28 protein-coding genes and 1 tRNA gene are annotated in these 26,377 nt (G+C 73.4%); 14 read left to right on the top strand and 15 right to left on the bottom strand.

Annotated elements, in window-relative coordinates:
* Positions 1–19 precede the first annotated feature (19 nt).
* Positions 20–523, top strand: coding sequence for a flavodoxin family protein (locus BAY60_RS30905; RefSeq protein WP_112284941.1), 504 nt, complete (start codon positions 20–22; stop codon positions 521–523).
* Between the two features lie 54 nt (positions 524–577).
* Here the strand turns inward: BAY60_RS30905 and BAY60_RS30910 are convergent, their stop codons facing one another.
* Both BAY60_RS30910 and BAY60_RS38150 read right to left on the bottom strand, forming a co-directional pair.
* Complete coding sequence (locus BAY60_RS30910; RefSeq protein ID WP_112284942.1) at positions 578–3,151, bottom strand: cation-translocating P-type ATPase; 2,574 nt, start codon at positions 3,149–3,151, stop codon at positions 578–580.
* Positions 3,148–3,405 (bottom strand): hypothetical protein, encoded by a 258-nt coding sequence (locus tag BAY60_RS38150; RefSeq protein ID WP_112284943.1) that lies wholly within the window; start codon positions 3,403–3,405, stop codon positions 3,148–3,150. The genes BAY60_RS30910 and BAY60_RS38150 overlap by 4 nt, the downstream gene beginning before the upstream one ends.
* 140 nt (positions 3,406–3,545) lie before the next feature.
* Between BAY60_RS38150 and BAY60_RS30920 the strand changes: the two genes are divergently transcribed.
* The gene (locus BAY60_RS30920; protein ID WP_112284944.1) at positions 3,546–3,938 is read left to right on the top strand and encodes an HPF/RaiA family ribosome-associated protein; all 393 of its coding nucleotides are present in this window, start codon (positions 3,546–3,548) and stop codon (positions 3,936–3,938) included.
* On the opposite strand, the gene BAY60_RS30925 is transcribed toward BAY60_RS30920, so the two are convergent.
* Positions 3,922–4,812, bottom strand: a complete 891-nt coding sequence (locus BAY60_RS30925) for a LysR substrate-binding domain-containing protein (protein ID WP_112284945.1) — start codon at positions 4,810–4,812, stop codon at positions 3,922–3,924. The genes BAY60_RS30920 and BAY60_RS30925 overlap by 17 nt on opposite strands.
* A 70-nt stretch (positions 4,813–4,882) precedes the next feature.
* Between BAY60_RS30925 and BAY60_RS30930 the strand changes: the two genes are divergently transcribed.
* Positions 4,883–6,280, top strand: coding sequence for an FAD-binding oxidoreductase (locus BAY60_RS30930; RefSeq protein WP_112284946.1), 1,398 nt, complete (start codon positions 4,883–4,885; stop codon positions 6,278–6,280).
* A gap of 35 nt (positions 6,281–6,315) precedes the next feature.
* Here BAY60_RS30930 and BAY60_RS30935 read toward each other — a convergent pair whose 3' ends face one another.
* The gene (locus BAY60_RS30935; protein WP_112284947.1) at positions 6,316–6,585 is read right to left on the bottom strand and encodes a PASTA domain-containing protein; all 270 of its coding nucleotides are present in this window, start codon (positions 6,583–6,585) and stop codon (positions 6,316–6,318) included.
* Between the two features lie 55 nt (positions 6,586–6,640).
* On the bottom strand, positions 6,641–8,071 hold the full coding sequence (locus tag BAY60_RS30940; protein ID WP_112284948.1) for a DUF4389 domain-containing protein: 1,431 nt from the start codon (positions 8,069–8,071) through the stop codon (positions 6,641–6,643).
* Positions 8,072–8,206: 135 nt separating this feature from the next.
* Here BAY60_RS30940 and BAY60_RS30945 point away from each other — a divergent pair, with 135 nt between their 5' ends.
* The 4 genes from BAY60_RS30945 to BAY60_RS30960 are packed head-to-tail and all read left to right on the top strand — an operon-like array spanning position 8,207 to position 11,039.
* Complete coding sequence (locus BAY60_RS30945) at positions 8,207–8,449, top strand: PLDc N-terminal domain-containing protein (RefSeq protein WP_112284949.1); 243 nt, start codon at positions 8,207–8,209, stop codon at positions 8,447–8,449.
* A 13-nt stretch (positions 8,450–8,462) separates the two neighbouring features.
* A complete protein-coding gene (locus BAY60_RS30950) occupies positions 8,463–8,723 on the top strand; it encodes an SHOCT domain-containing protein (protein WP_112284950.1) in 261 nt (86 codons plus the stop codon).
* A gap of 10 nt (positions 8,724–8,733) precedes the next feature.
* On the top strand, positions 8,734–10,161 hold the full coding sequence (locus tag BAY60_RS30955; RefSeq protein WP_112284951.1) for a glycosyltransferase: 1,428 nt from the start codon (positions 8,734–8,736) through the stop codon (positions 10,159–10,161).
* Positions 10,158–11,039: a galactose-1-phosphate uridylyltransferase gene (locus BAY60_RS30960; protein WP_112284952.1), complete on the top strand. Its 882-nt coding sequence runs from the start codon at positions 10,158–10,160 to the stop codon at positions 11,037–11,039. The genes BAY60_RS30955 and BAY60_RS30960 overlap by 4 nt, the downstream gene beginning before the upstream one ends.
* Before the next feature lie 12 nt (positions 11,040–11,051).
* Here BAY60_RS30960 and BAY60_RS30965 read toward each other — a convergent pair whose 3' ends face one another.
* Positions 11,052–11,324, bottom strand: coding sequence for a metal-sensitive transcriptional regulator (locus BAY60_RS30965; protein ID WP_112284953.1), 273 nt, complete (start codon positions 11,322–11,324; stop codon positions 11,052–11,054).
* 43 nt (positions 11,325–11,367) lie between these two features.
* The gene (gene trxA, locus BAY60_RS30970; RefSeq protein WP_112284954.1) at positions 11,368–11,727 is read right to left on the bottom strand and encodes a thioredoxin; all 360 of its coding nucleotides are present in this window, start codon (positions 11,725–11,727) and stop codon (positions 11,368–11,370) included.
* A gap of 231 nt (positions 11,728–11,958) precedes the next feature.
* On the opposite strand from trxA, the gene BAY60_RS30975 reads away from it, so the two are divergent.
* On the top strand, positions 11,959–12,318 hold the full coding sequence (locus BAY60_RS30975; RefSeq protein ID WP_112285573.1) for an MmcQ/YjbR family DNA-binding protein: 360 nt from the start codon (positions 11,959–11,961) through the stop codon (positions 12,316–12,318).
* Positions 12,319–12,346: 28 nt separating this feature from the next.
* On the opposite strand, the gene BAY60_RS30980 is transcribed toward BAY60_RS30975, so the two are convergent.
* The 4 genes from BAY60_RS30980 to BAY60_RS30995 all read right to left on the bottom strand — a co-directional run bounded on the left by BAY60_RS30980 (position 12,347) and on the right by BAY60_RS30995 (position 15,028).
* Positions 12,347–13,582: an RNA polymerase sigma factor gene (locus tag BAY60_RS30980; protein WP_112284955.1), complete on the bottom strand. Its 1,236-nt coding sequence runs from the start codon at positions 13,580–13,582 to the stop codon at positions 12,347–12,349.
* Positions 13,579–13,902, bottom strand: coding sequence for a YciI family protein (locus tag BAY60_RS30985; RefSeq protein WP_112284956.1), 324 nt, complete (start codon positions 13,900–13,902; stop codon positions 13,579–13,581). Before BAY60_RS30985 ends, BAY60_RS30980 begins: the two co-directional genes overlap by 4 nt.
* 53 nt (positions 13,903–13,955) lie before the next feature.
* The gene (locus BAY60_RS30990) at positions 13,956–14,564 is read right to left on the bottom strand and encodes a dihydrofolate reductase family protein (RefSeq protein ID WP_112284957.1); all 609 of its coding nucleotides are present in this window, start codon (positions 14,562–14,564) and stop codon (positions 13,956–13,958) included.
* A gap of 197 nt (positions 14,565–14,761) precedes the next feature.
* On the bottom strand, positions 14,762–15,028 hold the full coding sequence (locus BAY60_RS30995) for a helix-turn-helix transcriptional regulator (RefSeq protein WP_112284958.1): 267 nt from the start codon (positions 15,026–15,028) through the stop codon (positions 14,762–14,764).
* Positions 15,029–15,110: 82 nt separating this feature from the next.
* Here BAY60_RS30995 and map point away from each other — a divergent pair, with 82 nt between their 5' ends.
* The 4 genes from map (at position 15,111) to BAY60_RS31015 (ending at position 19,933) form a co-directional block, all read left to right on the top strand.
* Positions 15,111–15,890 (top strand): type I methionyl aminopeptidase, encoded by a 780-nt coding sequence (gene map / locus BAY60_RS31000; RefSeq protein WP_112284959.1) that lies wholly within the window; start codon positions 15,111–15,113, stop codon positions 15,888–15,890.
* Positions 15,891–15,922: 32 nt separating this feature from the next.
* On the top strand, positions 15,923–16,552 hold the full coding sequence (locus BAY60_RS31005; protein ID WP_112284960.1) for an alpha-ketoglutarate-dependent dioxygenase AlkB: 630 nt from the start codon (positions 15,923–15,925) through the stop codon (positions 16,550–16,552).
* Positions 16,553–16,620: 68 nt separating this feature from the next.
* A complete protein-coding gene (locus BAY60_RS31010) occupies positions 16,621–17,892 on the top strand; it encodes an ATP-grasp domain-containing protein (protein WP_112284961.1) in 1,272 nt (423 codons plus the stop codon).
* A 19-nt stretch (positions 17,893–17,911) separates the two neighbouring features.
* The gene (locus BAY60_RS31015; protein ID WP_112284962.1) at positions 17,912–19,933 is read left to right on the top strand and encodes a CocE/NonD family hydrolase; all 2,022 of its coding nucleotides are present in this window, start codon (positions 17,912–17,914) and stop codon (positions 19,931–19,933) included.
* Between the two features lie 40 nt (positions 19,934–19,973).
* Here BAY60_RS31015 and selB read toward each other — a convergent pair whose 3' ends face one another.
* From selB to BAY60_RS31030, 3 genes are all read right to left on the bottom strand, one after another.
* On the bottom strand, positions 19,974–21,713 hold the full coding sequence (gene selB, locus BAY60_RS31020; protein ID WP_112284963.1) for a selenocysteine-specific translation elongation factor: 1,740 nt from the start codon (positions 21,711–21,713) through the stop codon (positions 19,974–19,976).
* The gene (selA, locus tag BAY60_RS31025) at positions 21,701–22,993 is read right to left on the bottom strand and encodes an L-seryl-tRNA(Sec) selenium transferase (protein ID WP_112284964.1); all 1,293 of its coding nucleotides are present in this window, start codon (positions 22,991–22,993) and stop codon (positions 21,701–21,703) included. The genes selB and selA overlap by 13 nt, the downstream gene beginning before the upstream one ends.
* 23 nt (positions 22,994–23,016) lie before the next feature.
* Positions 23,017–23,111, bottom strand: a tRNA-Sec gene (locus BAY60_RS31030).
* Between the two features lie 72 nt (positions 23,112–23,183).
* Between BAY60_RS31030 and selD the strand changes: the two genes are divergently transcribed.
* Together selD and BAY60_RS31040 are read left to right on the top strand one after the other, a co-directional pair.
* Positions 23,184–24,182 carry a selenide, water dikinase SelD gene (selD, locus tag BAY60_RS31035; protein WP_112284965.1) on the top strand — a complete coding sequence of 333 codons (999 nt, stop codon included), beginning with the start codon at positions 23,184–23,186 and terminating at the stop codon, positions 24,180–24,182.
* Between the two features lie 251 nt (positions 24,183–24,433).
* A complete protein-coding gene (locus BAY60_RS31040; RefSeq protein ID WP_425466508.1) occupies positions 24,434–24,910 on the top strand; it encodes a YbhB/YbcL family Raf kinase inhibitor-like protein in 477 nt (158 codons plus the stop codon).
* Positions 24,911–24,929: 19 nt separating this feature from the next.
* Here the strand turns inward: BAY60_RS31040 and BAY60_RS31045 are convergent, their stop codons facing one another.
* On the bottom strand, positions 24,930–26,324 hold the full coding sequence (locus BAY60_RS31045; protein ID WP_112284967.1) for an aldehyde dehydrogenase family protein: 1,395 nt from the start codon (positions 26,322–26,324) through the stop codon (positions 24,930–24,932).
* Between the last annotated feature and the right edge of the window lie 53 nt (positions 26,325–26,377).

Raw genomic sequence — 26,377 nt, forward strand, 5'->3', positions numbered from 1 at the left:
CCCGGGAAGGAGACCCACGATGCGCGCACTCGTCGTGTTCGAGTCGATGTTCGGCAACACGCAGACCATCGCGAAGGCGGTGGCGGCGGGACTGACGCCCCACCTGGACGTGGAACTGCTGGAAGTGAGCACCGCGCCGTCCGAGATCGGCACCGACGTCGGCCTGGTGGTGGTGGGCGGGCCGACCCACGCGTTCGGCATGACGCGTGCCTCCACCCGCGCCGACGCCGCCAAGCAGGCCACCGAGGGCCTCGTGTCGAAGGGCGACGGCATTCGCGAGTGGCTCGCCGGGCTCCGCCTGCCGCGCCACGTCCACGTCGCCGCGTTCGACACGAAGGTGAGCAAGCCGAAGCTGCCCGGTTCGGCGGCCCACGCGGCGCACCGGCAGCTGCGCAAGCTCGGCGGGGACGCCGCCGCGAAGGCGGAGACCTTCTATGTCGAGGGCACCACCGGCCCGCTCGCCGAGGGCGAGACCGAGCGCGCCCGCCGCTGGGGCGAGCAGCTGGCCGCCAAGCTCGGCTGAGCCACCACAGTGACAACGGCCCGTCGCTGACGAGACGACGTCGGCGACGGGCCGTTATTGCTGCCGGGGGCGGCTCAGGCGCGACCGCAGAGCCTTGTGGAGGGTGTCCGCCAGCAGGACCGCCGGGATGGCCACACACGCCAGAGCCCAGCCGAGTACGCTCGGCAGGGAGCCGCCCAGCAGCTCCGGCAGCGGCGGCAGCAACAGGAACGCCGCGAGCATGCCCAGCTCGAACACCACCGCGTACAGCAGCAAGGGATTGCCGCGCACGCCGACGCGGCCGATCCACCGGGACTCGCTGCGGCAGGCGAAGGCGTTGGCCAGCTGGGCCAGCACGATGGTGGCGAACGCCGTGCCGGACGCCATCGCCAGCAGGCCCGTCGGCGGCGCCGTACCGAGCTGCCAGCCACCGGCGAGCAGCACCCCCAGAAACGCCACCATCGTGGCGATGCCCTCGGCGGGCCCCAGCACACCGAACGCGCGACGCGCGACGCGACCGTCGATGAGGGCGCCGATCCGGGCCCTGCCCCGCATGGTCCTCGGGTTGGGTGGCTCGGCGCCCAGCGCCAGCGCGGGCAGCAGGTCCGTGCCGATGTCGAGCGCGAGCACCTGAAGCACGGTGATGGCCAGCGGGATCTCGCCGCCGGAGAGGGCCCACACGACGAACGGCGTCAACTCGGCGACGTTGTCGGTGAGGTGGTAGGTGAGAAACCGGCGGATGTTGGCGAAGGTCGCCCTGCCCAGCCGGACGGCCGTGACGATGGTGGAGAAGCGATCGTCCAGCAGCACCAGGTCGGCGGCCTCCCTCGCCACGTCGGTGCCGGAGGCACCCATGGCCACGCCGATGTCGGCCGTGCGCAGGGCGGGTCCGTCGTTGACACCGTCGCCGGTCATTGCCACCACGTGGCCCCTTGCCTGCAGCACGCCAGCGATGCGGAGCTTGTCCTCGGGCGCGACCCTCGCCACGACCACCCCGTCGCGGTCGAGCAGCGCGCCGAGGGCGTCGTCGCCGGCTGGCAACTCGTCGCCGCGCAGCACGAGGCCGTGCTCGCCGAGCAGGCCGATCTCGGCAGCGATGGCGGCGGCCGTGCCGGGGTGGTCGCCGGTGATCATGGCCAGCTTGATGCCCGCAGCGCGGCAGGACGCGATCGCCTCCGCCACGTCCGCCCGCGGCGGGTCCTCCAGACCGACGAGCCCGAGCAGTTGGAGATCACGCTCCGCGTCGTCGGCACCGGCCATGGCGGGGACCGGGCCTCGCCGGGCGACGGCCAGGACCCGTAGCCCGCGCGCGCTGAACGCGACGAGGGCCTCCCCGGCGCCCGCGGGCACGTGCGTGCACCGGGGCAGCACCGAGTCGGGTGCGCCGGTGACGTGCAGGCCATCGGCATCCAGCACCGACGAGCGCCGCCGGTGCGGGTCGAACGGGTGCCGCACTGCCGGTGGCGGCGCTCCGGGCGCACCCGCCCGCGCGGCGAGCACGTGCAGCGCAACCTCCATCGGATCGCCGACGGGCCGCCAGGGACCGCTCCGCTGGACGGCGTGTGCGTCCGGCGAGCAGCGCGCGGCCGATCCGGCCAGCCTCCTGGCTGCGCGGATCGCCTCGGCGGCACCGGTGAGCGCGCCTTCGGGCGCGTAGCCCTCCCCCGTGACCGTCACCTGCCCGGCCGGGGTCCACACCCCGACCACCGACATCTCGTTGCGTGTCAGCGTGCCGGTCTTGTCGGTGCAGATGAACGTCGTGGCGCCGAGTGTCTCCACCGATTCGAGCCTGCGCACCAGTGCGTGCTGCCGCGCCATCTGCTGCCCCGCCCTCGCGAGCGACAGCGTGACGGTCGGCAGCAGCCCCTCCGGCACGAGCGCCACGGTGACGCCGATGGCGAGCAGCACCGCCTCGCCGCTGGGCTGGCCGAGCCCCACAGCCGCGAGGAAGAACAGCACCCCCACTCCGACTGCGACAAGCGCCACCAGGCGCACCACCCGGTGCAGCTGCGCCGCGAGCGGGCTGCGCGGCCTGTGCGCACGCTCGGTGACGGCGGCGATCCCGGCCAACCGTGTTCGGGTTCCCGTCGCGGTCACGACCGCCTCGCCGTGTCCCTCCACGACGTAGGTGCCCGCGGACAGTGTTGCGCCCACGCCGGGGCGCACCGATTCGCTTTCCCCCGTGAGCATCGACTCGTCGAGCGCGAGCCGCTGGCCTGCCACCAACCGCAAGTCCGCGCTCACCCGGTCGCCCGCCTCCAGCAGGACAAGGTCGCCGGGCACGAGATCCTGGGCACCGACCACGACGGCCCGGCCGTCGCGGCGCACGGTCGCCCGAGCGGGCAGCAGGTCGCGCAACCGGTCGGCCGCGCGGTCGGCGCGATACTCCTGGGCGAACGAGAACGCGCCGTTGAGCACGACGACCACCGCGATGGCGATGGCCAGCGCCGGTGTGCCCGCGATCAGCGCGAGCCCGGCAGCCACCCACAGCATGAGCGCGAAGAAGTGCACCAGCTGCGCGCCGAGCAGCAGCAGGGGATGCCGTCGCCGGCCCGTGGGCAGAACGTTGGGCCCATCCCGGCGCAACCGGTCCGCGGCCTCCGCCGCCGTGAGGCCGTCGCGTTCGACTGTCGGCGGCGGCGCGCTCACCGAGCCGCGGCCGCGTACGCCGCGAGCAGCGTCCTGGCGAGTCTGCGGGTCTCCTCGGCGTCCACGGTGGGCCCGGGCTCGCCGCTCGCGACGGGCTCGGGCTCGTCGGGAGGCGGGAACCTGCCCTCGGCCGCGGTGAGCCCGGTCATCTCGAGCAGCTCGGCCAGCTCGGCGGCGTCCCTGGCGCGTCCGGCGAGTGCGCGCGCGGCGAGGTGCCGCTGCACGGCAGTCGGTTGCTGGGTCAGCATGCTCATCGGTTTCCCCTCCAGGACTCTCCGCTGTTGTCCGATCGACGCTACGAGTGCGCGAGCGGGTCGCGCAGGCGGCGGAAGGCCCCTTCCGCAGGGACCTCCGACCCTGTGTGGCCGCTGCGGGCGCCGGGCACCGTGAGGGCATGGAACGAACGACACCCGACGAGATCCAGGTTCAGGTCCACCTGCACGGCAGGCTGCCCGGTGCGGGCGACTACGCCGCCGAACGGGTGCGCGCCGCTCTGCACTACGCCCCGGAGCCGGTGCACGCGGCCAGGGTGAGCCTGACCCGGCACGAGGACCCCGCCGTGAAGCGCAAGGTGGAGGTTCACGCCACGGTGGACCTGCGCGGCCGGATCGTCACGGCGCAGGCGGACGGCGAGAACGCACGGCAGGCCGTGGATCTGGCTCACGACCGGCTGCGCAGGCGGCTGGAGAAGGCCGCCCGCGACTGGGAGGCCATCCGGGGCAGGCAGTCGCAGCCGGGCAGCTGGCGGCACGGCGACGCGCGACAGCCGCTCACTCCGGAGGGGTAGCCAGGCGGGCGCGGGCGTGCTCGATGAACGCCCTGGCGGCGGGTCCGTTGGGGCCCTCCGCCCGCCACGCCAGCGCCACCCGGCCGCGCATCGGCGGCACGGTGACGGGCACGACCCGCAGGTCCGGCCGCGCCCGCGCGGTCGACTCCGGCAGGATCGCGACCCCGAGTCCCCTGGCCGCGAGGTCGCCGAGCACCTGCGGGTTGCCCGCCTCGAACGCGATCCGCGGCGCGACGCCCTCCGCCGCGCAGGCCGCGTCCAGGATCGCCCGCATCGCCGTGCCAGGGCGCATCCCGATCAGTGCACGGTCACCCAGCTCCGCCAGCGTCACCCCGCGGCGGCCCGCCAGCGGGTCGCCCTCGCCGACGGCCGCGACGAGCGGCTGGTCGCTCAGGGTGCGGGTCTCGATGCCATCGGGCGCGGCACCGGCGAAGGCCGCGATGGCCACGTCGAGCCGCCCGGCCCGGAGCGCGTCGAGCATGGGGTCCGTGTCGGCCTCGGTGAGCGTCACCTCGACCCCGGGGTGCGCGTCGTGGAACGCGGCGAGCACCTCGGGCACTCCCAGCGCCGCGCTGCCCGCCACCATGCCCACGGCGACCTTCCCCCGCAGCAGACCGGTCAGCTCGTCGACGGCGGTGCGCACGTCCTCGACGGCGGCGAGCGCGGCCCTGGCGTAGGGCAGCACCGCGGCGCCCGCCTCGGTGAGCCGTACCGCGCGCGCCGAGCGATCCAGCAGCGGCTGGCCCAGCTCCCGCTCCAGGCTGCGGATCTGCGCACTGACCCCGGGCTGCGCGACGTGCAGGCGGGCAGCGGCACGGGTGAAGCTGGCCTCCTCGGCGACCGTCAGGAAGTAGCGCAGCTGCCGCAGCTCCATAACTGCCGATTCTAGCTGGTAGAAGAACCAGCTGTTGGACTTATGGACCGCCGCGGCCGATCGTGGAGCCATGACCACGCACACCCCGGCACCCTTCTCCGCTGCCCCACTCCGTGACCAGGTGGCGGGCCCGGTGCTCACTCCCGGCGACCCCGGCTACGACGACGAACTCTCCGGTTTCCAGACCGGCGCCCGGCACCGGCCCGCGCTCGTCGTGGGCGCACGCGCGGCGGGTGACGTGCAGGCCGCCGTCGGACACGCGGCGGCGCGCGGGCTGCCGGTGGCCGTGCAGGCGACCGGGCACGGCCAGTCGGCGACGGCCCCGGAGGGCTCCGTGCTCGTCACCACCCACCGCATGGACACGGTCCGGGTGGACCCGGACGCACGGACGGCCTGGATCGGCGCGGGCACCCGCTGGCAGCGGGTGATCGCGGCGGCCGCGCCGTACGGGCTGGCACCGCTGAGCGGGTCGGCGCCGCACGTCGGCGCCGTCGGCTACACCCTCGCGGGCGGCCTCGGGCCGCTCGCGCGCCGCTACGGCTACGCCGCCGACCGCGTGCGGCGGATCGAGGTCGTCACCGCCGACGGCCTGCGGCGCACAGTGGGTGCCCGCGCCGACGACGCCGACCTGTTCTGGGCCCTGCGGGGCGGAGGCGGCAACTTCGGCGTGGTGACCGGTCTGCAGATCGAGCTCGTGCCGGTGGCGCGGCTCTACGGCGGCGGCCTGCTGTTCTCCGGCGAGCACACCGAGCAGGTCCTGCAGGCCTTCCGCGACTGGACGGCCACACTGCCCGTCGAGCTGACGTCCTCGCTGGCGATGGTGCCGGTGCCCGACCTGCCGAGTGCGCCGGAGCCGTTGCGCGGCAGGCACATCGTAAGCGTGCGGATCGCCTTCGCCGGGCGGCGCGAGGACGGGGAACGGCTCATGGCTCCCCTGCGGACGGCCGCTCCCCTGCTCGCCGACACGCTGCGGGAGCTGCCCTTCACCGAGTCCGGCTCGCTCTACAACGACCCGGACGAGCCCCACGCCTACCTCGGCGACAACGCGTTCGTGCGCGAGCTGGACGACGACGCGCTGCGCGCGATCCGGGAGCTCGCCGGCCCCGGATCACCGGTGCCGTGTGTGGTCGACGTCCGGCACCTCGGCGGAGCGCTGGCCTGCCCGCCCACGGGGGGAAACGCGGTCGGGCACCGCGACGCGCGGTACCTGGTGCGGGTGCTGTCGGGGCTGGACGGCGCCGTCGAGGCGGAGGCCGCCCGCGCCGTCCACGACCGGCTGCTCGCGGCGCTGGCCCGCCTGTCCCCGGGTCGCGCGCTGGGCTTCGTCTACGGCAGGCCCGCCCGGGCGAGCACCGGCTACGACGCGGACACGTTCGCGCGGCTGAGGGCGGTCAAGGCGCGCTACGACCCGCGGAACCTGTTCCGGGTCAACCACAACATCGCACCCGGTGAGTCCTTTGTAGAGTGAGACGTTGACGACCCGTGACCGGCAACGGTCGGGTGTCAGACGGGAACGGCGCTCTCGACCGGGGACGGCGGATGCACGTCGGCGGTGGCATCGCGGCCCGGGTGGGTCCAGAGCACGACCTCGGCGCCTTCTTCGGCGCCCGCGGTGCCGACCGGCCGCTGGGCCGTGACGACACCGGTGGTCGGCTCGTCGGCGCCGTCCGGGCCGACGGGCACCAGGCCTGCGCGGCGCACGATCTCGCAGGCGTCCTCGGCGCCGAGGCCCACCACATCGGGTACCTCGGTCACCGGTCGCGGTCGACGCATGTCCCGATTGTAGGGGTGCGGGGCCGGTTCTGTCCCGGCCCCGCACCAACCCGCGCTAGCCCACCCCGGTGAGGGAACCGCGGTCGTGCGAGGCCCGCGCGGCCGCGACCGCGATGAGGGCGGCCGCGACACCGAGCAACAGCACACCCACCGCGAGCACGCCGAACGCCAGCCAGGGCAGCCCGGGCGCCGTCGCGCCGGCCTCGGCGCGCACCTGCACGCCGGGCGAGCCATCCGCGTTGGCGACGACCACCGTCCACTCCCCCTCGCGCATCGGCCACTGCAGCGTCTGCGTGCCGGTCCCGGAGGTCTGGGCCACCCAGATGTCCGCCGCTGCGGGCACCGAGCGCAGCGTTCCTCCACTGTGGATGGACAGGCTGCCGTCGGCGAAGTCGCGGACGGTGGCGTACTCGCTGCCCGACAGGTACCGGGCGGCCTCGTCCGCGGGCGCGACGCCCAGGAACACGTCGTCCTGCTCACCGAGGCCGGTGACGCGGATCCGCGCGTCGCCGAGCAGCTGCGGCAGCGGGCCCCAGTCCACGGCGGCGCTCTCCACCTCGATGTCCCCGGTGGCGATCGCGTGGCCCGCGGTGGCGAAGGTCGCCGAGCCGGAAAGGTAGCCGTCGGCGTCACGCTCGACCCGGTCGGCCCACAGCAGCGCCGCGCCACCGGTGAGCAGGCCCATCGCCGCGAAGGCCACCAGCGCGCCGGTGATGGCCGAGGCGACGCGTCCGGGCGTCCAGCCGCGGCCCTGCGGCGGCGCGGGCTCGTGCGCTGTGGCCGGGGCCGGTGCCGTGGCACCACCGTCCACCGGGCCCGCAGGGTCGTCACCGCCCTCGTCGAGCCGGAACGGCGGGTACTCGTCGGTCATCAGCGCGGCATACGCGCCGACCCGGATGGCCCAGCGGTCCATGCCGAGCACGAAGTCGTACAGCGGCTTCGGGTAGCTGCCCGTCACCAGCAGCAGCACGCCCGCGATCAGCACGAGCACGCCGACGAGTCCGCCCGCGGCCCACGTGAAGTCGTCGTCGCCGCCGAACGGCCAGCCGAACCAGAAACCGCCGCCGACCAGCAGCACGCAGATCAGGTAGTGCGGGATCGCGAGCAGCCACCACTTCACCAGCACCAGGCCACGGGACAGCTGCCGCGGGTAGGCCACGTCGAGCCGCGCCGGGTAGTCGGGCACGTCGTCGAGCGTGAACGGCGGGTAGCGGTCCGTGCCGAGTGCGGCGTAGGCGTAGTAGTGCACGCGCCAGGTCCAGCGCAGCACGCCGACGTTGAAGTCGAAGATCGACCTCGGGTAGCGGCCCGTGACCAGGATCGCCACGAACGCCACCGCGGTGAGCACCACGAACGCGGGCCACAGCAGGGCCAGCACGACGTAGTGCGGGAACACGAGCAGCCACTTCACCAGCCACAGCCAGCGGGACAGCTCGGGGTCGAGGCGCGCCTGCACCCGGACCGGGTAATGCGGGGCGGAAGTCATCGCGGCCGCCTCCTTTCCTGGATGTCGTCCCGGACGATCCGCCACGCGGGCGGGCGGCCACATCGGTCCAAGGTCCCTGCCGCGGGGGCCGTCCGGCCCCTGCGCGCGAGGCGGAAGCCCTGCGACAGTGGCCACATGGCAACGAGCAAGCACAGGCGCTGGCGGGAGCTGAGCAGACCGGAGCAGGCCGTGCTGGCGGGCTCCGCCGTGGTGCAGATCGGCCTGGCCGCCTTCGCGTGGACCGACCTGGCCCGCAGGACGCCCGACGAGGTGAACGGCTCCAAACGCGTCTGGGCGTCCGTCATCGCCATCAACTACGCCGGCCCGCTGGCCTACCTGTTCTTCGGCAGGCGACGCGGGACGGTGCCCTTCGACTGAGTGAGGTGAACCCATGCCGTACTGGGACTGGGGCCACGGGTATGCGGGCGGCGGCTGGCTGGGCGGCCTGCTCATGCTGATCTCGATGGTGCTGCTGTGGGGCGGGGTGATCACCGTCGTGGTGCTCCTGCTGCGCCGCTTCGCCACCCCGGCACAGGGCGGCGGACACCGCGACACGCCACCCGACGCGCAACGCATCCTCGACGAGCGGTTCGCCCGTGGCGAGATCGACGAGGACGAGTACCAGCGCCGCAGCGCGGCACTGCGCCGGTAGCGGGCCCGCCGTGCTGCAGACCGTCGACGTCGGCGAGCTGTCGGCCGCCGCATACCGCTCGGTGGTGCCCGACGAGATCATGGACCCGCTGCTGGACGTCGCCCGGAGGCTCAGGGGCGCCAGGGTGCTGCACCTGAGCGCGACGCCCTACGGCGGCGGAGTGTCCGAGCTGCTGCGCTCGGCAGTGCCGCTGTACAACGACCTGGGCATCGCGGCGACGTGGCGGATCATCAGCGGCACACCGCCGTTCTTCTCCGTCACCAAGAAACTGCACAACGCGCTGCAGGGCGCGTCGACCCCGATCACCGCCGAGGAACGGGCGCTGTACGAGCAGACCGCGCGGCAGAACGCCGCGGAGCTCGCCGCCGAGGACGACTTCGCGCGCTACGACTTCGTGTTCGTCCACGACCCGCAGCCGATCGCGATACCGTCGTTCCTCGACGCGGGCGACGCGTCGTGGATCTGGCGCTGTCACATCGACACGGCCGAGCCGAACCCCCAGGTCTGGGACTACCTCAGGCCGTTCCTCGCGCCGTACGACGCCACCGTGTTCACGATGGCCCAGTTCGCGCCGCCCGATCTGGAGGCCGGGCGGGTGGATATCATGCCGCCCGCGATCGATCCGCTGAGCCCGAAGAACATGTCACTCGACGACCGCACGGCACAGGCGGTGCTCAACTGGATCGGCATCGAGCCCCACCGTCCACTCGTGACCCAGGTGTCGCGCTTCGACCCGTGGAAGGACCCGCTGGGCGTCATCGAGGCCTACCGGATGGTCCGCCCTTCGGTACCCGGGTTGCAGCTGGCGATGGTGGGGTCGATGGCGCTCGACGACCCGGAGGCCTGGGACATCTACCGCGCGATTTCGGTGGCCACGAAGGACGAGGAGGACATCCACCTGTTCACCAACCTCACCGGAGTCGGCAACGTGGAGGTCAACGCGTTCCAGCGGATGTCGTCGGTGATGGTGCAGAAGTCGATCCGGGAAGGCTTCGGGCTGGTGGTGTCCGAGGCGCTGTGGAAGGGCACGCCCATCGTCGCCGGGCGCGCGGGCGGTATCCCGCTGCAGGTGGCCGACGGCCAGGGCGGCGTGCTCGTCGACTCCGTCGCCGGCTGCGCCGAGGCACTGGCGGCGCTGCTCGCCGATCCGGCGCGGGCGGCGGGGCTGGCCGCCTCCGGGCACGAGCGAGTGCGCAGGCACTTCCTGCTGCCGAGGCTGCTGCTGGACGAGCTGGTGCTGCTCGAAGGGCTGGCCAGGGGCGAGACGGCGGCCACCGTGCGGGCCAGGGCGGGCTCGCACGATCCGGTGTGCGGGATGACCACCTTCGACGGCGACCCGGAACTGGAGCTGGATCAGCCCGGTGGCGGCTACCGGTTCTGCTCGCGGCAGTGCCGCGACGCGTTCCTGCACGCCCGGACCCCCGCCGCGGCGCGATGACCGCGCGGGGTGAGCTGCGCAGGGACCGCCTGCGCGGCGAGTGGGTGCTGGTGGCGCCGCGGCGTGCGGCCCGGCCGCGCCCGGGCGGCGCCTGCCCCTTCTGCCCTGGCCCCGGCGAGGACACGCCACCGGAAACGTGGCGGCTGCCCTCCGCGAAGGGTTCCGGGCAGCCCGGCTGGCGGGTGCGGTCGGTGCCCAACCGGTTCCCGCTGTCGGGTGCGCACGAGGTGGTCATCGAGTCGCCGTCGCACACGTGGGATCTCGCCACCGCACCGGTGGACGAGGTGGCCGACGTGTTGCTGGCGTGGCAGCGGCGGCACCGCGCGCTGCGCGAGGGCGCGGCGCAGGTCGTGGTGTTCCGCAACCGCGGCGCGGCGGCGGGCATCTCGCAGGCCCACCCGCATTCCCAGGTGGTGGCGCTGCCCGTGCTCTCGGCGGCGACCCGCAGGGAACTGGCGGCCGCCCGCGAGCGCGGCGGCGATGCGGAACCGCCGGACGAGCGCAGGCTGGTGCGTGCCGACGACCACACCGTGGCACTGACGCCGTTCGCGCCGCAGGCCGACTTCGCCGTGCGTCTCGCGCCGGTGCGCCGCAGGGCGGACTTCGCCGCGGTGCCCGAGTGCGAGCTCGGGGCGGTGGCGGAGGCGCTGCGGGCGCTGCTCGCCGCGCTGTGCGCCGAGCTGGCCGATCCCGCCTACAACCTGATCGTGCGAACGGCGCCCGCCGGGTGGGAGCGGGCGCCGTTCCTGTGCTGGTCGTTCGATCTCGTGCCGAGGCTGAGCGTGCCGGCGGGCCTGGAACTGGCCACCGGGATCGGCGTGCTCACCACCACCCCGGAGGAGGCGGCGCGCAGGCTGCGTCGCCGGTTGGCCTGTTGAGCTCGCGCCCGGTCAGGCCAGGGAGAGGAACAGCCTCTCCAGCTCCGCCCTGTCGGCCGCGAACTGGGGGGAGTCGCTGTCCGCGTTGCGCACGCACTCGGTGAGGCCGCTGGCGATGATCTTGAAGCCGGCACGGTCGAGCGCGCGGGAGACGGCGGCCAGCTGCGTCACCACGTCCTTGCAGTCGCGGCCGTCCTCGATCATCTGGATCACACCACCGACCTGCCCCTGCGCACGGCGCAGGCGCTTGAGCACGTCGGTCACCACATCCTCGTTCAGTTCCACGCCACACTCCTCCGTCCCGTCCGGGTACCCCTCAGGGTACCGGTCAGCTGGCGCGCGTGATCTCCCGGCGAACCTCGTCCATGTCGACCTCGCGCACCTTGGAGATCAGCTGCTCGAACGCCTGGGCAGGCAAGGCGCCGGGCTCGGCGTAGAGCACCACGCCGTCGCGCACCGCCATCAGCGTGGGGATCGAGGAGATGCCGAACGTCTGCGCGAGCTCGACCTGCTCCTCGGTGTTCACCTTGCCGAACGTGATGTCGGGGTGCTGCTCGGAGGCCTGCTCGAAAACCGGGGCGAACATCCGGCAGGGGCCGCACCACGAGGCCCAGAAGTCCACGAACACGGTGCCCCCTTGCGACACCACGTCCTTGAAGTTGTCGTTGGTCAGCTCGACGGTTGCCATGTCAGCCTTCCTGCGGAGAGTCATTGATACCCGTACGGGTATGACAACGCAGCGCCGCGCCGGAGCATTCCCGCGGCCGGCCTGCCGTCGGCGGCCCGGTCGTCGTGGCGAGCGGCATACTGGACCGGTGCTGGCCGCCCACCCGCGGCCGTCGCGGCCGGCCTCGCGTACCTGACTTCCCGGACGAGTGCGCACCAGGCGGCCCGCCCCATGACGCAGGGGGTTTCGAGCATGGCGGTGATCGAGGATGTCCGGGCGCTGGGCACCGGACTGGAGCGCTCGTACCAGGTCTACGTCCGCGGGAGGCTCAGGTTCCGCGTGGGGCAGATCGTCTACGTGGGGTTCTCCCTCGACGAGACGGTGATGGGCTTCGCGTTCCCCAAGGAGGAGCGGGCGGCCCTCGTCGCGAGCGAGCCGCACAAGTTCCAGCTGCCGTCGGCGTCGGAGCTGCGCTTCAACTGGGTTCACGCCGAGCTGGCGGCACTGGACCCGGCCGAGGCCCGCGAGCTGGTCGTCGACGCGTGGCGCATGGTCGTCCCCAAGAAGCTCTCCCGCGCCTACGACCTCGCCCACCCGCACGGCCCGGGCTGAGCCCGCCTTCCGCGGGCGTTGCCGGCCCCTACCGCAGTTGGTCGCGCCGGCGGGTGAGGTAGGCGGTCTCGCCGGTGTTGCCGGCGAGCTCGATGGCCCGGTCGTAGGCCGCGCGTGCCTGCTCGCTCCGGCCCAGCCTGCGCAGCAGGTCGGCGCGGGTCGCGTGGTAGGCGTGATAGTGGGCCAACGCCTCGGTGAGGCCGTCGACGATGGCCAGTGCCACCTCCGGCCCGTCGATCTCGGCGACGGCGACGGCCCGGTTGAGGGCGATAATCGGCGAGGGATCGAGGCGGACCAGCTGGTCGTAGAGGGCCAGGATCTGCGACCAGTCGGTGTCGCGGATGTCGCGGGCGGAGGTGTGCACGGCGTTGATCGCGGCGAGGATCTGGTAGCGGCCCGGAGCCACGCCCGCGGCGGCAGCGGCGAGCCGCTCGCGCACCAGCTGATGACCTTCCGCGATGAGTTCCCTGTCCCAGGCCCCGCGGTCCTGCTCGTCGAGCGCGACCAGTTCGCCGTTGGCCGAGATCCGGGCGGGGCGGCGGGCCTCGGTGAGCAGCATCAGCGCCAGCAGCCCGGCCACTTCCCCGTCCTGCGGCAGGAGCGCACGGACCAGGCGGGTGAGGCGGATCGCCTCGGTGGTCAGGTCGTGCCGTACGGGATCGGTGTCGGGGCCGCTGGCCAGGTAGCCCTCGTTGAAGACGAGGAACAGCACGGCGAGGACGCCGGTGACCCGGGCAGGCAGGTCGTCGGCGGAGGGCATCCGGTACGGGATGCGCGCTGCCTTGATCTTGGCCTTCGCACGGGTGATGCGCTGCTCCATGGTGGTGTGCCGCACCAGGAAGGCACGGGCGATCTCGGGCACGGTCAGGCCGCCGACCATGCGCAGGGTCAACGCCACGCGGGCCTGCATCGCCAGCGCCGGGTGACAGCAGGTGAAGATCAGCCGGAGCCGGTCGTCGCCGATGGCGCCGGGAGGCTCGGGCGGGGTGCTGTCGTGCAGCAACTGAGCCTCCCGGTACTTGTCGTCGCGTTTGGTCTCGCGGCGGAGCCGGTCGATGGCCCTGCGGGTGGCGGTCGTGGTCAGCCAGGCTCCCGGGTTGGGCGGCACACCGTCGGCCCGCCACCGCTCGACAGCGGTCGCGAACGCCTCGGCGGCCGCTTCCTCGGCCAGGTCGAGGTCACCGAAGCGCCTGGCCAGGGCGGCGACCACCCGCGCCCACTCCTCGTGGTGGGCCCGGATGATCGCCGCCTCGACGTCGCTCACAGGAACGGCCGCACCTCGATCTTGCGGTCGCAGACCTTCGACGCCTCGGTGGCGAGCTTGAGCGCCACGTCGAGATCGGGGACGTCCCACACCCAGACGCCGGCGAGGTACTCCTTCGACTCCACGAACGGCCCGTCGGTCAACACCGCCTCGTCGCCGCGGTTGTCGATGACCGTGGCCGTGTCGGTGTCCGCGAGTCCACCCGCGAACACCCAGTAGCCCTCGGCGATCAGCCGTTCGTTGAACGCGCTGATGGCAGGCTGCCGGTCCGTGCTGCCGGGATTGCTCTTGTCGTCGATCACGGAAACCAGGTACTGCATCGGAAGCTCATCTCCTCTGGTGGCAAAACAGCGTGGTTCGGTGGTCGGGGACGTCAGGCCGTGGCATACCGCGGGCGCCCGGCGGGCCGGCAGACCTGGATCGTCACGCCTTTCGAGTCGACCCGCGACTCGACCAGGTCGAGCGCACGATCGGGACCGGTCTCCGGGAACAGTCTCGCGCCCTGCCCGAGGATCACCGGGATGACGATCAGCGTCATCTCGTCGACCAGGTCGTTGTCCAGCAGCCAGCGGGTCAGGACACCACTGCCGTGCACCTGCAGCTCACCCCCGGGCGTGGCCTTCAGGTCGCGGAGTGCCGCCGCGAGGTCACCGCGGAGCACGGTCGTGTCCTTCCAGCGCGGTGCGGTGAGCGTGGTCGAGGCCACGTACTTGGGCGCCTCGTTCAGCGCCACGCCGATGGGATGTGCCCGCATCTCGTCGTGCGCCCCCCAGGAGCCGGCGAACAACTCGTAGGTGCGCCGGCCGAACAGGAACGCCTCGGCGCGCTGGTAGGTCCGCGTGATGAACGCCCTGGTGTCGTCGTCGCCCGCGCCCCGGGCCCATCCGCCGCGCTCGAATCCGTTCCTGCGGTCGTCCGACGCGGCGCCGTTTCCCTGCATCACTCCGTCGACGGTGAGCTGGGTCATGGTCGTCAGCTTCATGTTCGCCGTTCCTTCGCGTGCTCGCCCCCCTCGTGGGTGGCCTCACCCCTGCCACGAACACCGGTGCCGCGATCCGACACCTCCTGCCGGATTTCGTCGAGCGAATTTCGCGGGCGCCCGGATCGCGCGCGCGATGGCCGCCGTCGGTGCCGAGCCCGCGCCGCCGGGGGCATCGGGCTAGCGAACGGACGCAGCCGTCACGAGGCCGCCTCGAGCCGTGGGGCGTTGCGCCACGCGGCGGCCAGGTCCTGGATCGGCAGGTCGAGCACATCGCTGAGAGCGGCGATCGTGCCGAAGGCGGGGGTCGGGAGCCGGCCGGTCTCGATCTTGCGCAACGTCTCCGGCGACATGCCAGCCGCACGCGCCACCTCACCGAGGTCTCGGTCTGCCCGCGCCTCACGCAGCAGCTTCCCGAGGCGCCTGCCCGCCTCGATCTGTTCGGGCGTGAGCGGATTGCGAACCACGGCACCAGGTTAGGCGTTGGTACTTTAATACCGCAAGTGCTACGTTGGTATTATTATACCAACGCTTGACAGGTGGAGTCCCATGATCGAGTTGAAGTCGCCCGCGGAGATCGAACGGATGGAGGTCACCGGGCGGTTCGTCGCCGAGGTCCTGGCCGAGCTCAGCGAGCTCGCCGACGTGGGCGTCAACCTCCTCGACCTGGAACACCACGTCCGCGGCCGGATCCGCGAACGCGGGGCGCGGTCCTGCTACTGGGACTACGCCCCGTCCTTCGGCAACGGCCCGTTCCGCAACGTCACCTGCCTCTCGGTCAACGACGCGGTGCTGCACGGGCTGCCCCACGACTACGCGCTGCGCGACGGGGACGTTCTCACGATGGATCTCGCGGTGGGCATCGACGGCTGGGTCGCGGACGCGGCCCGCACCGTCATCGTCGGCACCCCGGCCGAGGAGGACCTGCGACTGGTCCGCGCGACCGAGGAAGCGCTGACCGCCGGTATCGAGGCGGCGCGCCCTGGCAACCGGCTCGGCGACATCTCCGCGGCGATCGAGGCGGTCGCCACCGGCCACGGCTACGCCGTCAACGGGGAGTTCGGCGGCCACGGGCTCGGCAGGACCATGCACGAGGACCCGCACGTCTCCAACACCGGCCGCGCGGGCCGGGGCCTCACGCTGCGCGCGGGCATGACGCTGGCGCTGGAACCCTGGTTCGCCCGCACCACCGACCGGATCGTCGTCGACCCGGACGGCTGGACCATCCGCTCGGCCGACGGCTCACGCACTGCCCACTCCGAGCACACGATCGCGATCACCGGCGACGGCGCCCGCGTGCTGACCCGGCAGCCGTCGCGGCAAAAGTAGAACACCTGTTCGATATGCGCTAGGGTCGGGGCATGACTCACGCACTGCAGGGGTCGCTGTTCGACGCGGCAGGCCCCACGGAGCTGGGGCCGCTGCGCGACGTCCGCAGGACCGTGCTGGGCGACGGCGCGTGGATCGACCTGCTGCCCGGCTGGCTCACGGGCGCCGATGCGGTGTTCGAGCGGCTCGCCACCGGGGTGCCGTGGCGGGCCGAGCGCAGGCGCATGTACGACCGCACGGTGGACGTCCCGCGGCTGCTGTGCTTCTACGGCGAGGACGACCCCCTGCCCGACCCGGTGCTGGCCGAGGCGAGGTCGGCGTTGACGGCCCACTACCGCGCCGAGCTCGGCGAGCCGTTCCGCACGGCGGGCCTGTGCTACTACCGCGACGGCCGCGACAGCGTCGCCTGGCACGGCGACACCATCGGCCGCGGCAGCACCGACGACACGATGGTGGCGATCCTGTCGGTGGGCGCCCCGCGCGCGCTGCTGCTGCGCCCGCGCGGCGGCTCCGGCGGCACGCTGCGGCACACCGTCGGTCACGGTGACCTCCTCGTCATGGGCGGCTCCTGCCAGCGCACGTGGGAACACGCCGTACCGAAGACCACCAAGCCCGTCGGGCCGCGAATCAGCATCCAGTTCCGGCCCCGCGGCGTGCGCTGAGCGCGGTTTAGCTTTTCGCCAACCGGACAAACCTGGGGGCGTCGATCGCTCACCAAGGGAGACAGTCCGTGCCGCATAACATCTTCGTGCTGGGGCTCGACGAGCCGAACCTGGAGCTGCTCCGGCGCCTCCCCGGCGCGCACGACTACCGCTTCCACCGGTTGCTCGACGTCGAGGGCATGCGCATCGGTGAGGCCGACTACGACGAGTCGCTGGAGCAGGCGCGCGCGCAGCTGGACGCCTTCGACGGGCCCATCGACGCCGTCACCGGGTACTGGGACTTTCCGGTGACCTCGCTGACGCCCGTGCTGTGCGAACGGTACGGGCTGCCCAGCACGAGCCTGGAGTCCATCGCCAAGTGCGAGCACAAGTACTGGAGCAGGCTCGAGCAACGCGAGGTGATCGACGAGTACCCGGCTTTCGCCGTGGTCGATCCCGACACCGACACGGCGCTGCCCCAGGGGCTGGACTACCCGGTCTGGCTCAAGCCGGTGAAGTCGGCGTCGTCCAAGCTGGCGTTCCACATCGACGACGAAAGCCAGTTCACCGAGGCGCTCAGCGCCATCCGCGAGGAGATCGGCGACGTGAGCGGGCCGTTCGACGCGGTCCTGAACCGGCTGGACGTGCCGCCCGCGGTCGCCGAGGCCGGCAGCCGCGCGTGCATCGCCGAGGAGGCGGTCGGCGGGGCGCAGGTGACCGTGGAGGGCTACCGCTACCACCACGAGCCGCACGTCTACGGCGTGGTGGACTCGGTCAACTACCCGGGCACGTCGAGCTTCCTGCGCTACCAGTACCCCTCGACGCTGCCGCGCCATCTCACCGACCGCGTCAGCGACATCTCCAAGCGCGTCGCCGTGCAGATGGGCCTGCGTTCCACGACCTTCGACATCGAGTTCTTCATCGACCTCGACACCGAACGGATCTGGGTGCTGGAGGTCAACCCCCGGCTCTCGCAGTCGCACGCGCAGCTGTTCGAGCACGTCGACGGGGTGGCCAACCATCACTGCATGGTGAGCCTCGCGCTGGGGCGCGACCCCGACATGCCCCACCGCCAGGGTCGCTACGCCACGGCGGGCAAGTGGTTCCTGCGCCGCTTCACCGACGGTGTCGTGCGCAGGGCGCCCACGGCCGAGGAGATCGCCCGGGTCGAGGAGGACATCCCCGGCGTGACCGTGCAGGTCGTCACGAAGGAGGGCGTGCGGCTGTCCGAACAGTACGAACGGGACAGCTACAGCTTCGAGCTCGCCGACATCATGGTGGGCGCGAACGACGAGGACGAGCTGAAGAAGAAGTACGAACGCTGCGTCGCGGCGCTGCCGTTCGAGTTCGACGACGACTGAAGCCCTGGAGGGTGTGCCCTTGCGGACGGTGACCTCGCTGCCGAACGCGGTCCGGGTGGACGACAACGTCCGGATCCCGCTCTCCGACGGGACCACGATGCTGGCGCGAATCTGGCGGCCGGTGCCCTCGGATCTCGATCCGGTGCCGGCGATCCTGGAGCTGATCCCCTACCGCAGGCGGGATCTCACGGCACGCAGGGACTCGACGCACCACCCCTACCTCGCCGGGCACGGCTACGCCTCGGTGCGGGTGGATCTGCGCGGCAGCGGCGACTCCGATGGCCTGCTCGCCGACGAGTACCTGGAGCGTGAGCTGGCCGACGGCGAGGAGATCCTGGCGTGGCTGGCCGAGCAACCCTGGTGCGACGGCAACACCGGCATGATGGGCATCTCCTGGGGCGGGTTCAACGCGCTCCAGGTCGCGGCGCGGCGTCCGCCGAGCCTCGGGGCCGTCGCCGCGCTCAGCGCCACCGACGATCGCTACGCCGACGACGTGCACTACATGGGCGGCTGCCTGCTCTCGGACAACCTCTCGTGGGCCTCGACGATGTTCGCCTACAACTCGTCCCCGCCCGATCCCGCGGTGGTGGGTGAGCGCTGGCGGGAGATGTGGCTCGACCGGCTGGAGCACGGCGAGCCGTGGCTGATCGAGTGGCTGCGCCACCAGCGCCGCGACGACTACTGGCGGCACGGCTCGGTGTGCGAGGACTACTCCGCCGTCGGCTGCCCCGTGCTGGCCGTCAGCGGCTGGGCCGACGGCTACTCCAACTCCGTGTTCCGGCTGCTGGCCGGGCTCACCGTGCCGTGCAAGGGACTGATCGGCCCCTGGTCGCACAAGTACCCGCACCTGGGTGAGCCGGGCCCGGCGATCGGGTTCCTCCAGGAGCTGGTGCGCTGGTGGGACCACTGGCTCAAGGGCGCCGACAACGGGCTCATGGACGAGCCTGCCCTGCGCATCTGGATGCAGGAGAGCGTGCCGCCCTCGACCGCGTACGTCGAGCGGCCAGGCCGCTGGATCGGGGAGCCGAGCTGGCCCTCGCCGAAGCTGGAGCCGAGAAGGCTGCCACTGGCCCGGCATCGGATCGCCGCCCAGGGCGAGGAGGTGGCCGAGGAGGAGCTGACCGTGCGCTCGCCGCTGTCGGTGGGCCAGTTCGCGGGCAAGTGGTGCTCCTACAACGCCCCGCCCGACCTGCCCTACGACCAGCGCGAGGAGGACGGCGGCTCGCTGGTGTTCGACACCGAGGTGCTCCCCGAGCGCTGCGAGATCCTGGGCTCGCCGCTGCTGGAGCTGGACGTGGCGGCCGACCGTCCGAACGCGATGATCGCGGTGCGGCTGTCCGATGTGGCGCCTGACGGCAAGGCCACGAGGGTGACGTACGGACTGCTGAACCTCACCCACCGCGACGGTCACGCCGAGCCGGAGACGCTGGAACCGGGCAGACGCTACCGGGTGCGGGTGCCGCTGAACGGGGTGGCGCAGGCATTCCCCGCCGGGCACCGGATCCGCGTCGCGATCTCGACGTCCTACTGGCCACTGGCCTGGCCGCCGCCGGAACCGGTGCGGTTGAGCGTGTTCACCGGCGGCAGCGACCTGCTGCTGCCCGTGCGGCCGGTCCGGGACGACGACCCGGCACCGGAGCCGTTCGGGGAGCCCGAGGGCGCGGAGCCGATCGAGACCCTGCAGCTGCGTCCCGGCGAGGAACGCTGGCAGGTGTCCCGGGATCTCGTCGACTACCGCTCGGCGCTGGAGGTGGTGAAGGATCTCGGCACGGTGCGCTTGACCGACACCGGCATCGACGTCGAGCGGCGCGCCGACGAGCGGTACGAGTGGGTCGGCGACGACGTCACGTCGGCCTCCGGCGACGTGACCTGGCGCATGGGCTTCGCCCGCGGCGACTGGCGGGTCGCCACCAGGACCCGGACCACGCTCACGTGCACCGCCACCGAGTTCGTGGTGCACGCCGAACTGGACGCCTACGAGAGCGGGCAGCGCGTGTACTCCCGGGAGTGGGACGCCACGATTCCCCGCGACCACGTGTGAGGTGCCGGCGAGCCGTGTCCGGCGCCGGGTGGAGAAGACGTCAGCGCAGGCGGCGGGTGCTGTCCGGGGCGCGCTCGGTGTGCCCTTGGCCGTCCAGGTACTCCAGCAGCGGGACGGCGACGCGGCGGGTGGTGCCCAGCGCGCGGCGGGCGGCGCTGACCGTGAACGGCTGCGCGAGCGCACCGAGCACGGCGCGGGCGCGTTCGGCCGCGTCGGCGGGCAGGACGACGCCGTCGGCGATGCGCAGCAGCCGTCCGGCGCGCTCCGCGGCGGCCAGTTCCCGCGGCCCGAGCCGCAGCGCCGCCAGCTCCGCCGCCTCAGGGGCGCGGAACGGCTCGTCCGCGAACCGGCGTTCCAGCTCGGTGACGGCCCGGTCGACGGCCGCGGGCAGCACGGCCACCGCCCCGGGCCTGCGCACCAGCCCGTCGTGCAGTTCCAGCCCGGACCCGGCCAGTACGGTGCCCAGCAGGTCCGCGGGGACTCCGAGTGCGCGGCGCAGCGCCTCGGCGGGCATGCCCGCGGCCAGCGGGTTCCGCTCCGCCCAGGCTGCGAACCGCTCGGCCGCCCGGCCGGGCAGCGCGGCGAGCAGTCCGGGATCCACGGCCCACTCCCCGACCCGGCTGCCCACCCCGGACCAGCCGAGGGCCCGCAGTTCGGTGACCGGGACGGCCGCGTGCCGCCGCAGGTAGGCGGCCGCCGGGTCGCCGCCGTCGAGCTCCAGCGCCCGCTCCCTCGCGGCGCCCCTCCGGCGCAGGCCGGGTGGGTTCGGATCGAGCACCTCGATCCCGGCGGGCACGCGATGCTCACCGGGATCCCGCAGCAGGCCCGTGTCCCCGGCGCGCAGCGGCACAGCCTCCCGCAGCGACAGCCGCGCCAGATCTGTCCCCAGTGGACGGATCCGGCACGGCACGGAGGCGGCGCCGACATGCAGCACCAGTTCCCGATGCAGATCGTCGGCCTTGTCGCCGCGCAACCGCACGTCGACCTCGACCGTGGCCCGCCAGGCGCCCGGCGTGAGCAGCGCGTCGCCCCGGCGCACGTCGTCGCGCCCGGTGCCCCGCAGGTTCACCGCCACCCTCGCGACGGCTCCCACCTCCTCGCAGGGCTCGCCCAGCGACTGCAGGCCACGCACGCCGACCCGCCTCGCGGTCGCGGACAACTCCAGTTCGTCCCCGGCGCGCAGGGTTCCGGCTCCGAGGGTGCCCGTGACGACCGTGCCCGCGCCGCGCACCGTGAACACGCGGTCGACCCACAGCCGCACGTCGGCGGCAGGGTCGGGTGGCGGCAGCCTGTCCGCCAGCGTGGTGAGCTCCCCGCGCAGCCGGTCCAGCCCGGCGCCGGTGTGCGCGCTGACCGCGACACCCGGCACGTCGCCGAGCGTGGTGGCCGCCAGGCGGTCGCGGGCGTCGCGCAGCACCGGCTCCGGGTCGGCGCGGTCGGCCTTGGTGACCACGAGCAACCCGTGCCGCACACCGAACGCGTCGAGCGCCGCGAGGTGTTCGGCGGACTGCGCCTGCCAGCCCTCGTCGGCGGCCACCACGAACACCGCGGCGGCCACCGGCCCGGCACCGGCGAGCATGTTCGGCACGAACCGCTCGTGCCCTGGCACGTCCACGAACGCGAGCACGTGCTCACCGATGCGGGTCCACACGAAGCCCAGGTCGACGGTGAGGCCGCGGCGCCGTTCCTCGGCGAGCCGGTCGGGCTCCATGCCCGTCAGCGCGCGCACCAGCGTGGACTTGCCGTGGTCGACGTGCCCCGCGGTGGCTAGCACCCGCATCGCGCCACCGCCTCCAGCAGCCTGCCGTCGTCGTCCTCCTCCACGGTGCGCAGGTCCAGCAGGCAGCGGCCGTGCTCGACGCGGCCCACCACGGGCGGCGTGCCCGCGCGCAGTGCCTCGGCGCAGCGGGCGGGCAGGCTCACGGCGGCGCTGGGCAGCTCCACACCGGGCGCGCCACCGCCTCCGACCGCGGCGACACTGTCCACAGCGGACGCGTCGACGCCGCGCCGGGCCAGCGCGTCCGCCAGCAGCTCGGCGCGCTCGCGCAGGCGAGCGGGGTCGGCGTCGAGCGCGGCACGCACCGGCGGCGGCGTGCCCCGCACCGTCGCCTCCAGTGCGGCGAGCGTGAGTTTGTCCACGCGCAGCGCCCGCGCGACGGGATGCCTGCGCAGCCGCTCCACCAGGTCCCGCTCGCCGAACAGGAGTCCCGCCTGTGGCCCGCCGAGCAGTTTGTCGCCGCTGGCGGTGACGAGCGCCGCGCCCGCGCGCAGCGCACTCGTGGCATCCGGCTCGCCGGGCAGCGCAGGATGCGGGCACAGCAGCCCGGAGCCGATGTCGGCCACCACCGGCACGCCGAGCCCGGCCAGCTCGGCGATGCCAGCCTCGCTGGTGAAACCGGTGACGCGGAAGTTGGACGGATGCACCTTGAGCACGAACCCGGTGTCCGGCCCGAGCGCGCCGGCATAGTCGGCGACCCGCGTGCGGTTGGTCGTGCCGACCTCGCGCAGCCGCGCGCCCGCTGCCGCCAGCAGTTCGGGGATGCGGAAGCCGTCGCCGATCTCGACCAGCTCTCCCCTGCTGATCACGATCTCCCTGCCCGGCGCGAGCGTCAGCGCGCACAGCAGCAGCGCGGCGGCGTTGTTGTTCACGACGTGCACCCCGCCCGCGTCGGGGACCGCGTCGGCCAGCGCGGCGAGGGCGCCCCGCCCGCGGCGCGCCCGCTGCCCGGTGGCGAGGTCGAACTCGACGTCGGTCGCGCCGCCCGCCGCGCGCACGGCGTCCAGCGCGGCCGCCGACAGCGGCGCCCTGCCGAGATTGGTGTGGACGAGCACGCCCGTGGCGTTGACCACGGGCCGCAGCGACGAGGCGGTCGGCGGCAGGGCCGCGAGGGCGGCCTCGGCGACGTCCTCGGGCGCGATCTCCCCGGCCCGCGCGCGGTCCTGCGCCGCCACGACCGCGGACTTGACCAGGGCCCGGCCGAGCGTGTCGGCGGCTTTGGCCAGCCGCGGCTCGGCCAGCAGCGCGTCGGTGCGCGGGATGCGGCGGCGAGGATCACCCATGCCGCACCCCGGCGCACCTCGCGTGGCGGAGGCGAACGGGAATCGAACCCGCCAACGGCAGTGCCTGCCGTTCAACGGTTTTGAAGACCGCGCCGGTCACCAGGCCGGAAGCGCCTCCCTGGGACATACCCCGAATCCTCGCAGGGCTCGCCGAGATGTGCAGCGCGAGCATGCGCGCGAGCATGGTGACATGGCCTACCGACTGACCCAGTACGCGCACGGCGGCGGGTGTGCCTGCAAGATCCCGCCGGGAGAGCTGGAGGAGGTGGTGAGCGGGCTGACCGCCGCCCCGCCCTTCGAGGCGGCAGGCGAGCTGCTCGTCGGCCTCGACGACGGCGACGACGCGGCCGCCGTGCGCCTCGACGGCGAGCGCGCGGTGATCGCCACCACCGACTTCTTCACCCCGGTCGTCGACGATCCCTACGACTGGGGCCGGATCGCGGCGGCCAACGCGCTCTCCGACGTCTACGCGATGGGCGGACAGCCGCTGGTGGCGGTGAACCTGCTCTGCTGGCCGAGGGAGACGCTGCCGTTCGAGCTGGCCGCCGAGACGCTGCGTGGTGGCCTGGACGTGTGCGGCGGCGCCGGTTGCCACCTCGCGGGCGGGCACAGTGTGGACGATCCGGAGCCCAAGTACGGGCTGGCCGTCACCGGCACAGCGCACCCGGATCGCCTGCTGCGCAACGACACCGGCCGCGCGGGGCTGCCGCTGTCGCTGACCAAACCGCTCGGGCTGGGCGTGCTCAACGCACGGCACAAGGCGACCGCCGAGCGGTTCGAGGAGGCCATCGAGGTGATGACCACGCTCAACGACACGGCCTCACGCGCGGCCGTCGCCGCCGGGATCACCTGCGCCACCGACGTCACCGGCTTCGGGCTGCTCGGGCACCTGCACAAGCTGGCCCGCGCCAGCGGCGTCACCGCCGTCGTGGACGCGGCGGCGGTGCCCTACGTCGCCGGGGCGAGGGAGTCGCTGCGGGAGGGGTTCGTGCCCGGCGGCAGCCGCCGCAACCTGGACTGGGTGCGCCCGCACGCGGAGCTGTCCCGGGTGGACGAGGACACCGCGCTGCTGCTGGCCGACGCGCAGACCTCGGGTGGGCTGCTGCTCGCGGGTGAGGTGCCCGGCGCTCCGGTGATCGGCGAACTGGTGCCCCGCCGCGACGACGGCCGGACGGTGGTGGTGCGCTGAAGGCCGACCGGGTTTCACCGGCCCGGCGGGGCGGTAATCCGCTGGGTATGCCAGATCCAGGAAGCCACAGCTACGACATCAAGCGCACCCGCCTGCGTGCCGAGTACGACGAGACGGTGGCGCCCGACCAGCACGCCGACCGGGCCGCCAACGAGCGGCTGGAGCGGGACCACCCGCCCCGCCCGAAGGGCGACCCGGAGCGTGCGGCGGGCCCGAAGGGCAACCGGGGCACCAGCCGCGGCGATCCGGACATCGGCGACGGTCCGCGGCCGGTGGCCTCCGGGCTCGAGCTGCGCAGCGCCGCGTTCACCGACAACACGCTGATCCCCGACCGCTACTCGCGGCAGGGCGGCAACGTCTCGCCCCCGCTGGAGTGGAACCGCGTGCCCGACGGCACGGAGGAGCTCGCACTGGTGTGCGAGGACCCGGACGCGCCGGGCGGCACGTTCGGCCACCTGGTGCTCACCGGCATCGACCCCGAGCAGACCGGCGTGCCGGAGGGCCAGCTGCCGGACGGGGCCGTGCCGGGCCGCAACGGCTTCGGCAACCTCGGCTGGGACGGGCCGCAACCGCCGGTGGGCGACGACGAGCACCGCTACTTCTTCAAGCTGTACGCGGCGGACCGCCCACTGGGCCTCGGCGAGGGTGCGAGCGCCGAGGACGTCCACGCCGCGGTCGACGGCCACACCCTCGCCACCGGAACCCTGGTGGGGCTTTTCGGCCGGTGAGGCGCCCGCCCGCTCCGGCTCAGCCCGGAGCGGGCTCGACGTGCACGACCTTCGTGGTGGTCATCTCGTCGAGCAGTTCCGGGCCGTAGCCGTAGCCCTGGCCGCTGGCACCCCGCGGCTGCGCGGCACCGCCCGGAGCGCCGCCGAACACAGCGTTGACCTTCACGGTGCCCACGGGCAGGTCCCGCCAGGCGCGCTGCGCATGCTCCATGGATCGCGTCAGCACGGTCGCGGCCAGCCCGTACGCGTCGTCGCAGGCCTCGGCGAGGCCCTGGTCGAAGTCGTCGACCACGCGCACGGCGGCCACCGGCCCGAACGTCTCCTCCCGCATCGCGAGCATGTCCGGGGTGCAGTCGGCCAGCACGGTCGCCGGGTACTGCGAGCCCGGCCCCTCGGGCACCACGCCCCCCGCACACGGCCGCGCGCCGTCGGCGATGGCGCTGGTGACGTGCTCGTGCACCTTGTCCCTGTGCGCCTCGTCGACCAGGGGCAGCAGGCCGGTCCGCTCGGCCTCCCGCGTGAGCGCGCCGAGGAACGGCTCGGCGATCGCGCGGTGCACGTAGACCCGTTCCACGGAGACGCAGATCTGCCCGCTGTTGGCGAACGCGCCGGTGGCGGTCTGCCCCGCCGCCCACACCGGGTCGACGTCCTCGGCGACGAGAAGCGGGTCGTTACCGCCGTTCTCCAGCAGCGCCTTGGCGCCGGTGCGGGCCGTGGCCTCGGCGATCGCCCTGCCCGTGCGGGTGCTGCCGACGTGGGCGACGACGTCCACGGCCGGGTTCTCGGCCAGCCAGGCACCTGCCTGGCCGTCGCCCGCGAGGTGGTTGAACACGCCTTCCGGGAAGTACGGGCTGATCAGCTCGGCCACCAGCAGCCCGGTGTGCGGGCAGCGCTCACTGGGTTTGTGGACCACGGTGTTGCCGGTGACCAGCGCCGCGCCGAGCAGGCCGCAGGCGACGGCGACGGGGTCGTTCCACGGCGTCAGCACCGCCACGACGCCCCGGGGCTCGGGCACCATCAGGTCCGTGGCGGTGACATCACCGAGCAGGCTGCGACCCCGGTGCAGCGGGCCCAGCTCGGCATACTGCTCGAGCGTGCCCGCTCCCGCGAGCACCCCGCCTCGGGCGTCCTCGACGGACTTGCCGGTCTCGGCCTGGTTCACCCTCGCCAGGTCGTCCACGCGTTCGCGCAGCGCGGCGGCGGCCGAGCGCAGCGCCGCGCCCCGCTCGGTGGCGGGTGTGCGTGCCCACGCGCGCGAGGCCTGCCGGGCCGCCTCGACGAGCGCGGCGGTCTGCTCCCTGGTCGCGGTGGCGACCCGGCCCACGAGCGTGCCGTCGACCGGGTTGTCGATACGAATGTGGGGCTCGTCCGGCCCGGCGGCGGGCAGGTCGAGCTCAACGGCGAGATCAGTCATGGGCGCACCTCCTCCCGGCGAGGGTGGTCCGTCTCCGCCTCCGGTAAACGTGG

The organism is Prauserella muralis (genome assembly GCF_003202285.1).
GTDB classification, from domain to species: domain Bacteria; phylum Actinomycetota; class Actinomycetes; order Mycobacteriales; family Pseudonocardiaceae; genus Prauserella_B; species Prauserella_B muralis.

Excerpts from the sequence above, each read along its gene's own strand:
- BAY60_RS31045 (WP_112284967.1), bottom strand. The coding sequence starts at position 26,324 with ATGACTGATCTCGCCGTTGAGCTCGACCTGCCCGCCGCCGGGCCGGAC.
- selB (WP_112284963.1), bottom strand. The coding sequence starts at position 21,713 with ATGCGGGTGCTAGCCACCGCGGGGCACGTCGACCACGGCAAGTCCACG.
- BAY60_RS30950 (WP_112284950.1), top strand. The coding sequence starts at position 8,463 with ATGCCGTACTGGGACTGGGGCCACGGGTATGCGGGCGGCGGCTGGCTG.
- BAY60_RS30935 (WP_112284947.1), bottom strand. The coding sequence starts at position 6,585 with ATGCGTCGACCGCGACCGGTGACCGAGGTACCCGATGTGGTGGGCCTC.
- BAY60_RS30930 (WP_112284946.1), top strand. The coding sequence starts at position 4,883 with ATGACCACGCACACCCCGGCACCCTTCTCCGCTGCCCCACTCCGTGAC.
- trxA (WP_112284954.1), bottom strand. The coding sequence starts at position 11,727 with ATGGCAACCGTCGAGCTGACCAACGACAACTTCAAGGACGTGGTGTCG.
- BAY60_RS30975 (WP_112285573.1), top strand. The coding sequence starts at position 11,959 with ATGGCGGTGATCGAGGATGTCCGGGCGCTGGGCACCGGACTGGAGCGC.
- map (WP_112284959.1), top strand. The coding sequence starts at position 15,111 with ATGATCGAGTTGAAGTCGCCCGCGGAGATCGAACGGATGGAGGTCACC.
- BAY60_RS30960 (WP_112284952.1), top strand. The coding sequence starts at position 10,158 with ATGACCGCGCGGGGTGAGCTGCGCAGGGACCGCCTGCGCGGCGAGTGG.
- BAY60_RS30905 (WP_112284941.1), top strand. The coding sequence starts at position 20 with ATGCGCGCACTCGTCGTGTTCGAGTCGATGTTCGGCAACACGCAGACC.
- BAY60_RS31005 (WP_112284960.1), top strand. The coding sequence starts at position 15,923 with ATGACTCACGCACTGCAGGGGTCGCTGTTCGACGCGGCAGGCCCCACG.
- selD (WP_112284965.1), top strand. The coding sequence starts at position 23,184 with ATGGCCTACCGACTGACCCAGTACGCGCACGGCGGCGGGTGTGCCTGC.
- BAY60_RS30925 (WP_112284945.1), bottom strand. The coding sequence starts at position 4,812 with ATGGAGCTGCGGCAGCTGCGCTACTTCCTGACGGTCGCCGAGGAGGCC.
- BAY60_RS30920 (WP_112284944.1), top strand. The coding sequence starts at position 3,546 with ATGGAACGAACGACACCCGACGAGATCCAGGTTCAGGTCCACCTGCAC.
- BAY60_RS30990 (WP_112284957.1), bottom strand. The coding sequence starts at position 14,564 with ATGAAGCTGACGACCATGACCCAGCTCACCGTCGACGGAGTGATGCAG.
- selA (WP_112284964.1), bottom strand. The coding sequence starts at position 22,993 with ATGGGTGATCCTCGCCGCCGCATCCCGCGCACCGACGCGCTGCTGGCC.
- BAY60_RS38150 (WP_112284943.1), bottom strand. The coding sequence starts at position 3,405 with ATGAGCATGCTGACCCAGCAACCGACTGCCGTGCAGCGGCACCTCGCC.
- BAY60_RS30945 (WP_112284949.1), top strand. The coding sequence starts at position 8,207 with ATGGCAACGAGCAAGCACAGGCGCTGGCGGGAGCTGAGCAGACCGGAG.
- BAY60_RS30985 (WP_112284956.1), bottom strand. The coding sequence starts at position 13,902 with ATGCAGTACCTGGTTTCCGTGATCGACGACAAGAGCAATCCCGGCAGC.
- BAY60_RS30940 (WP_112284948.1), bottom strand. The coding sequence starts at position 8,071 with ATGACTTCCGCCCCGCATTACCCGGTCCGGGTGCAGGCGCGCCTCGAC.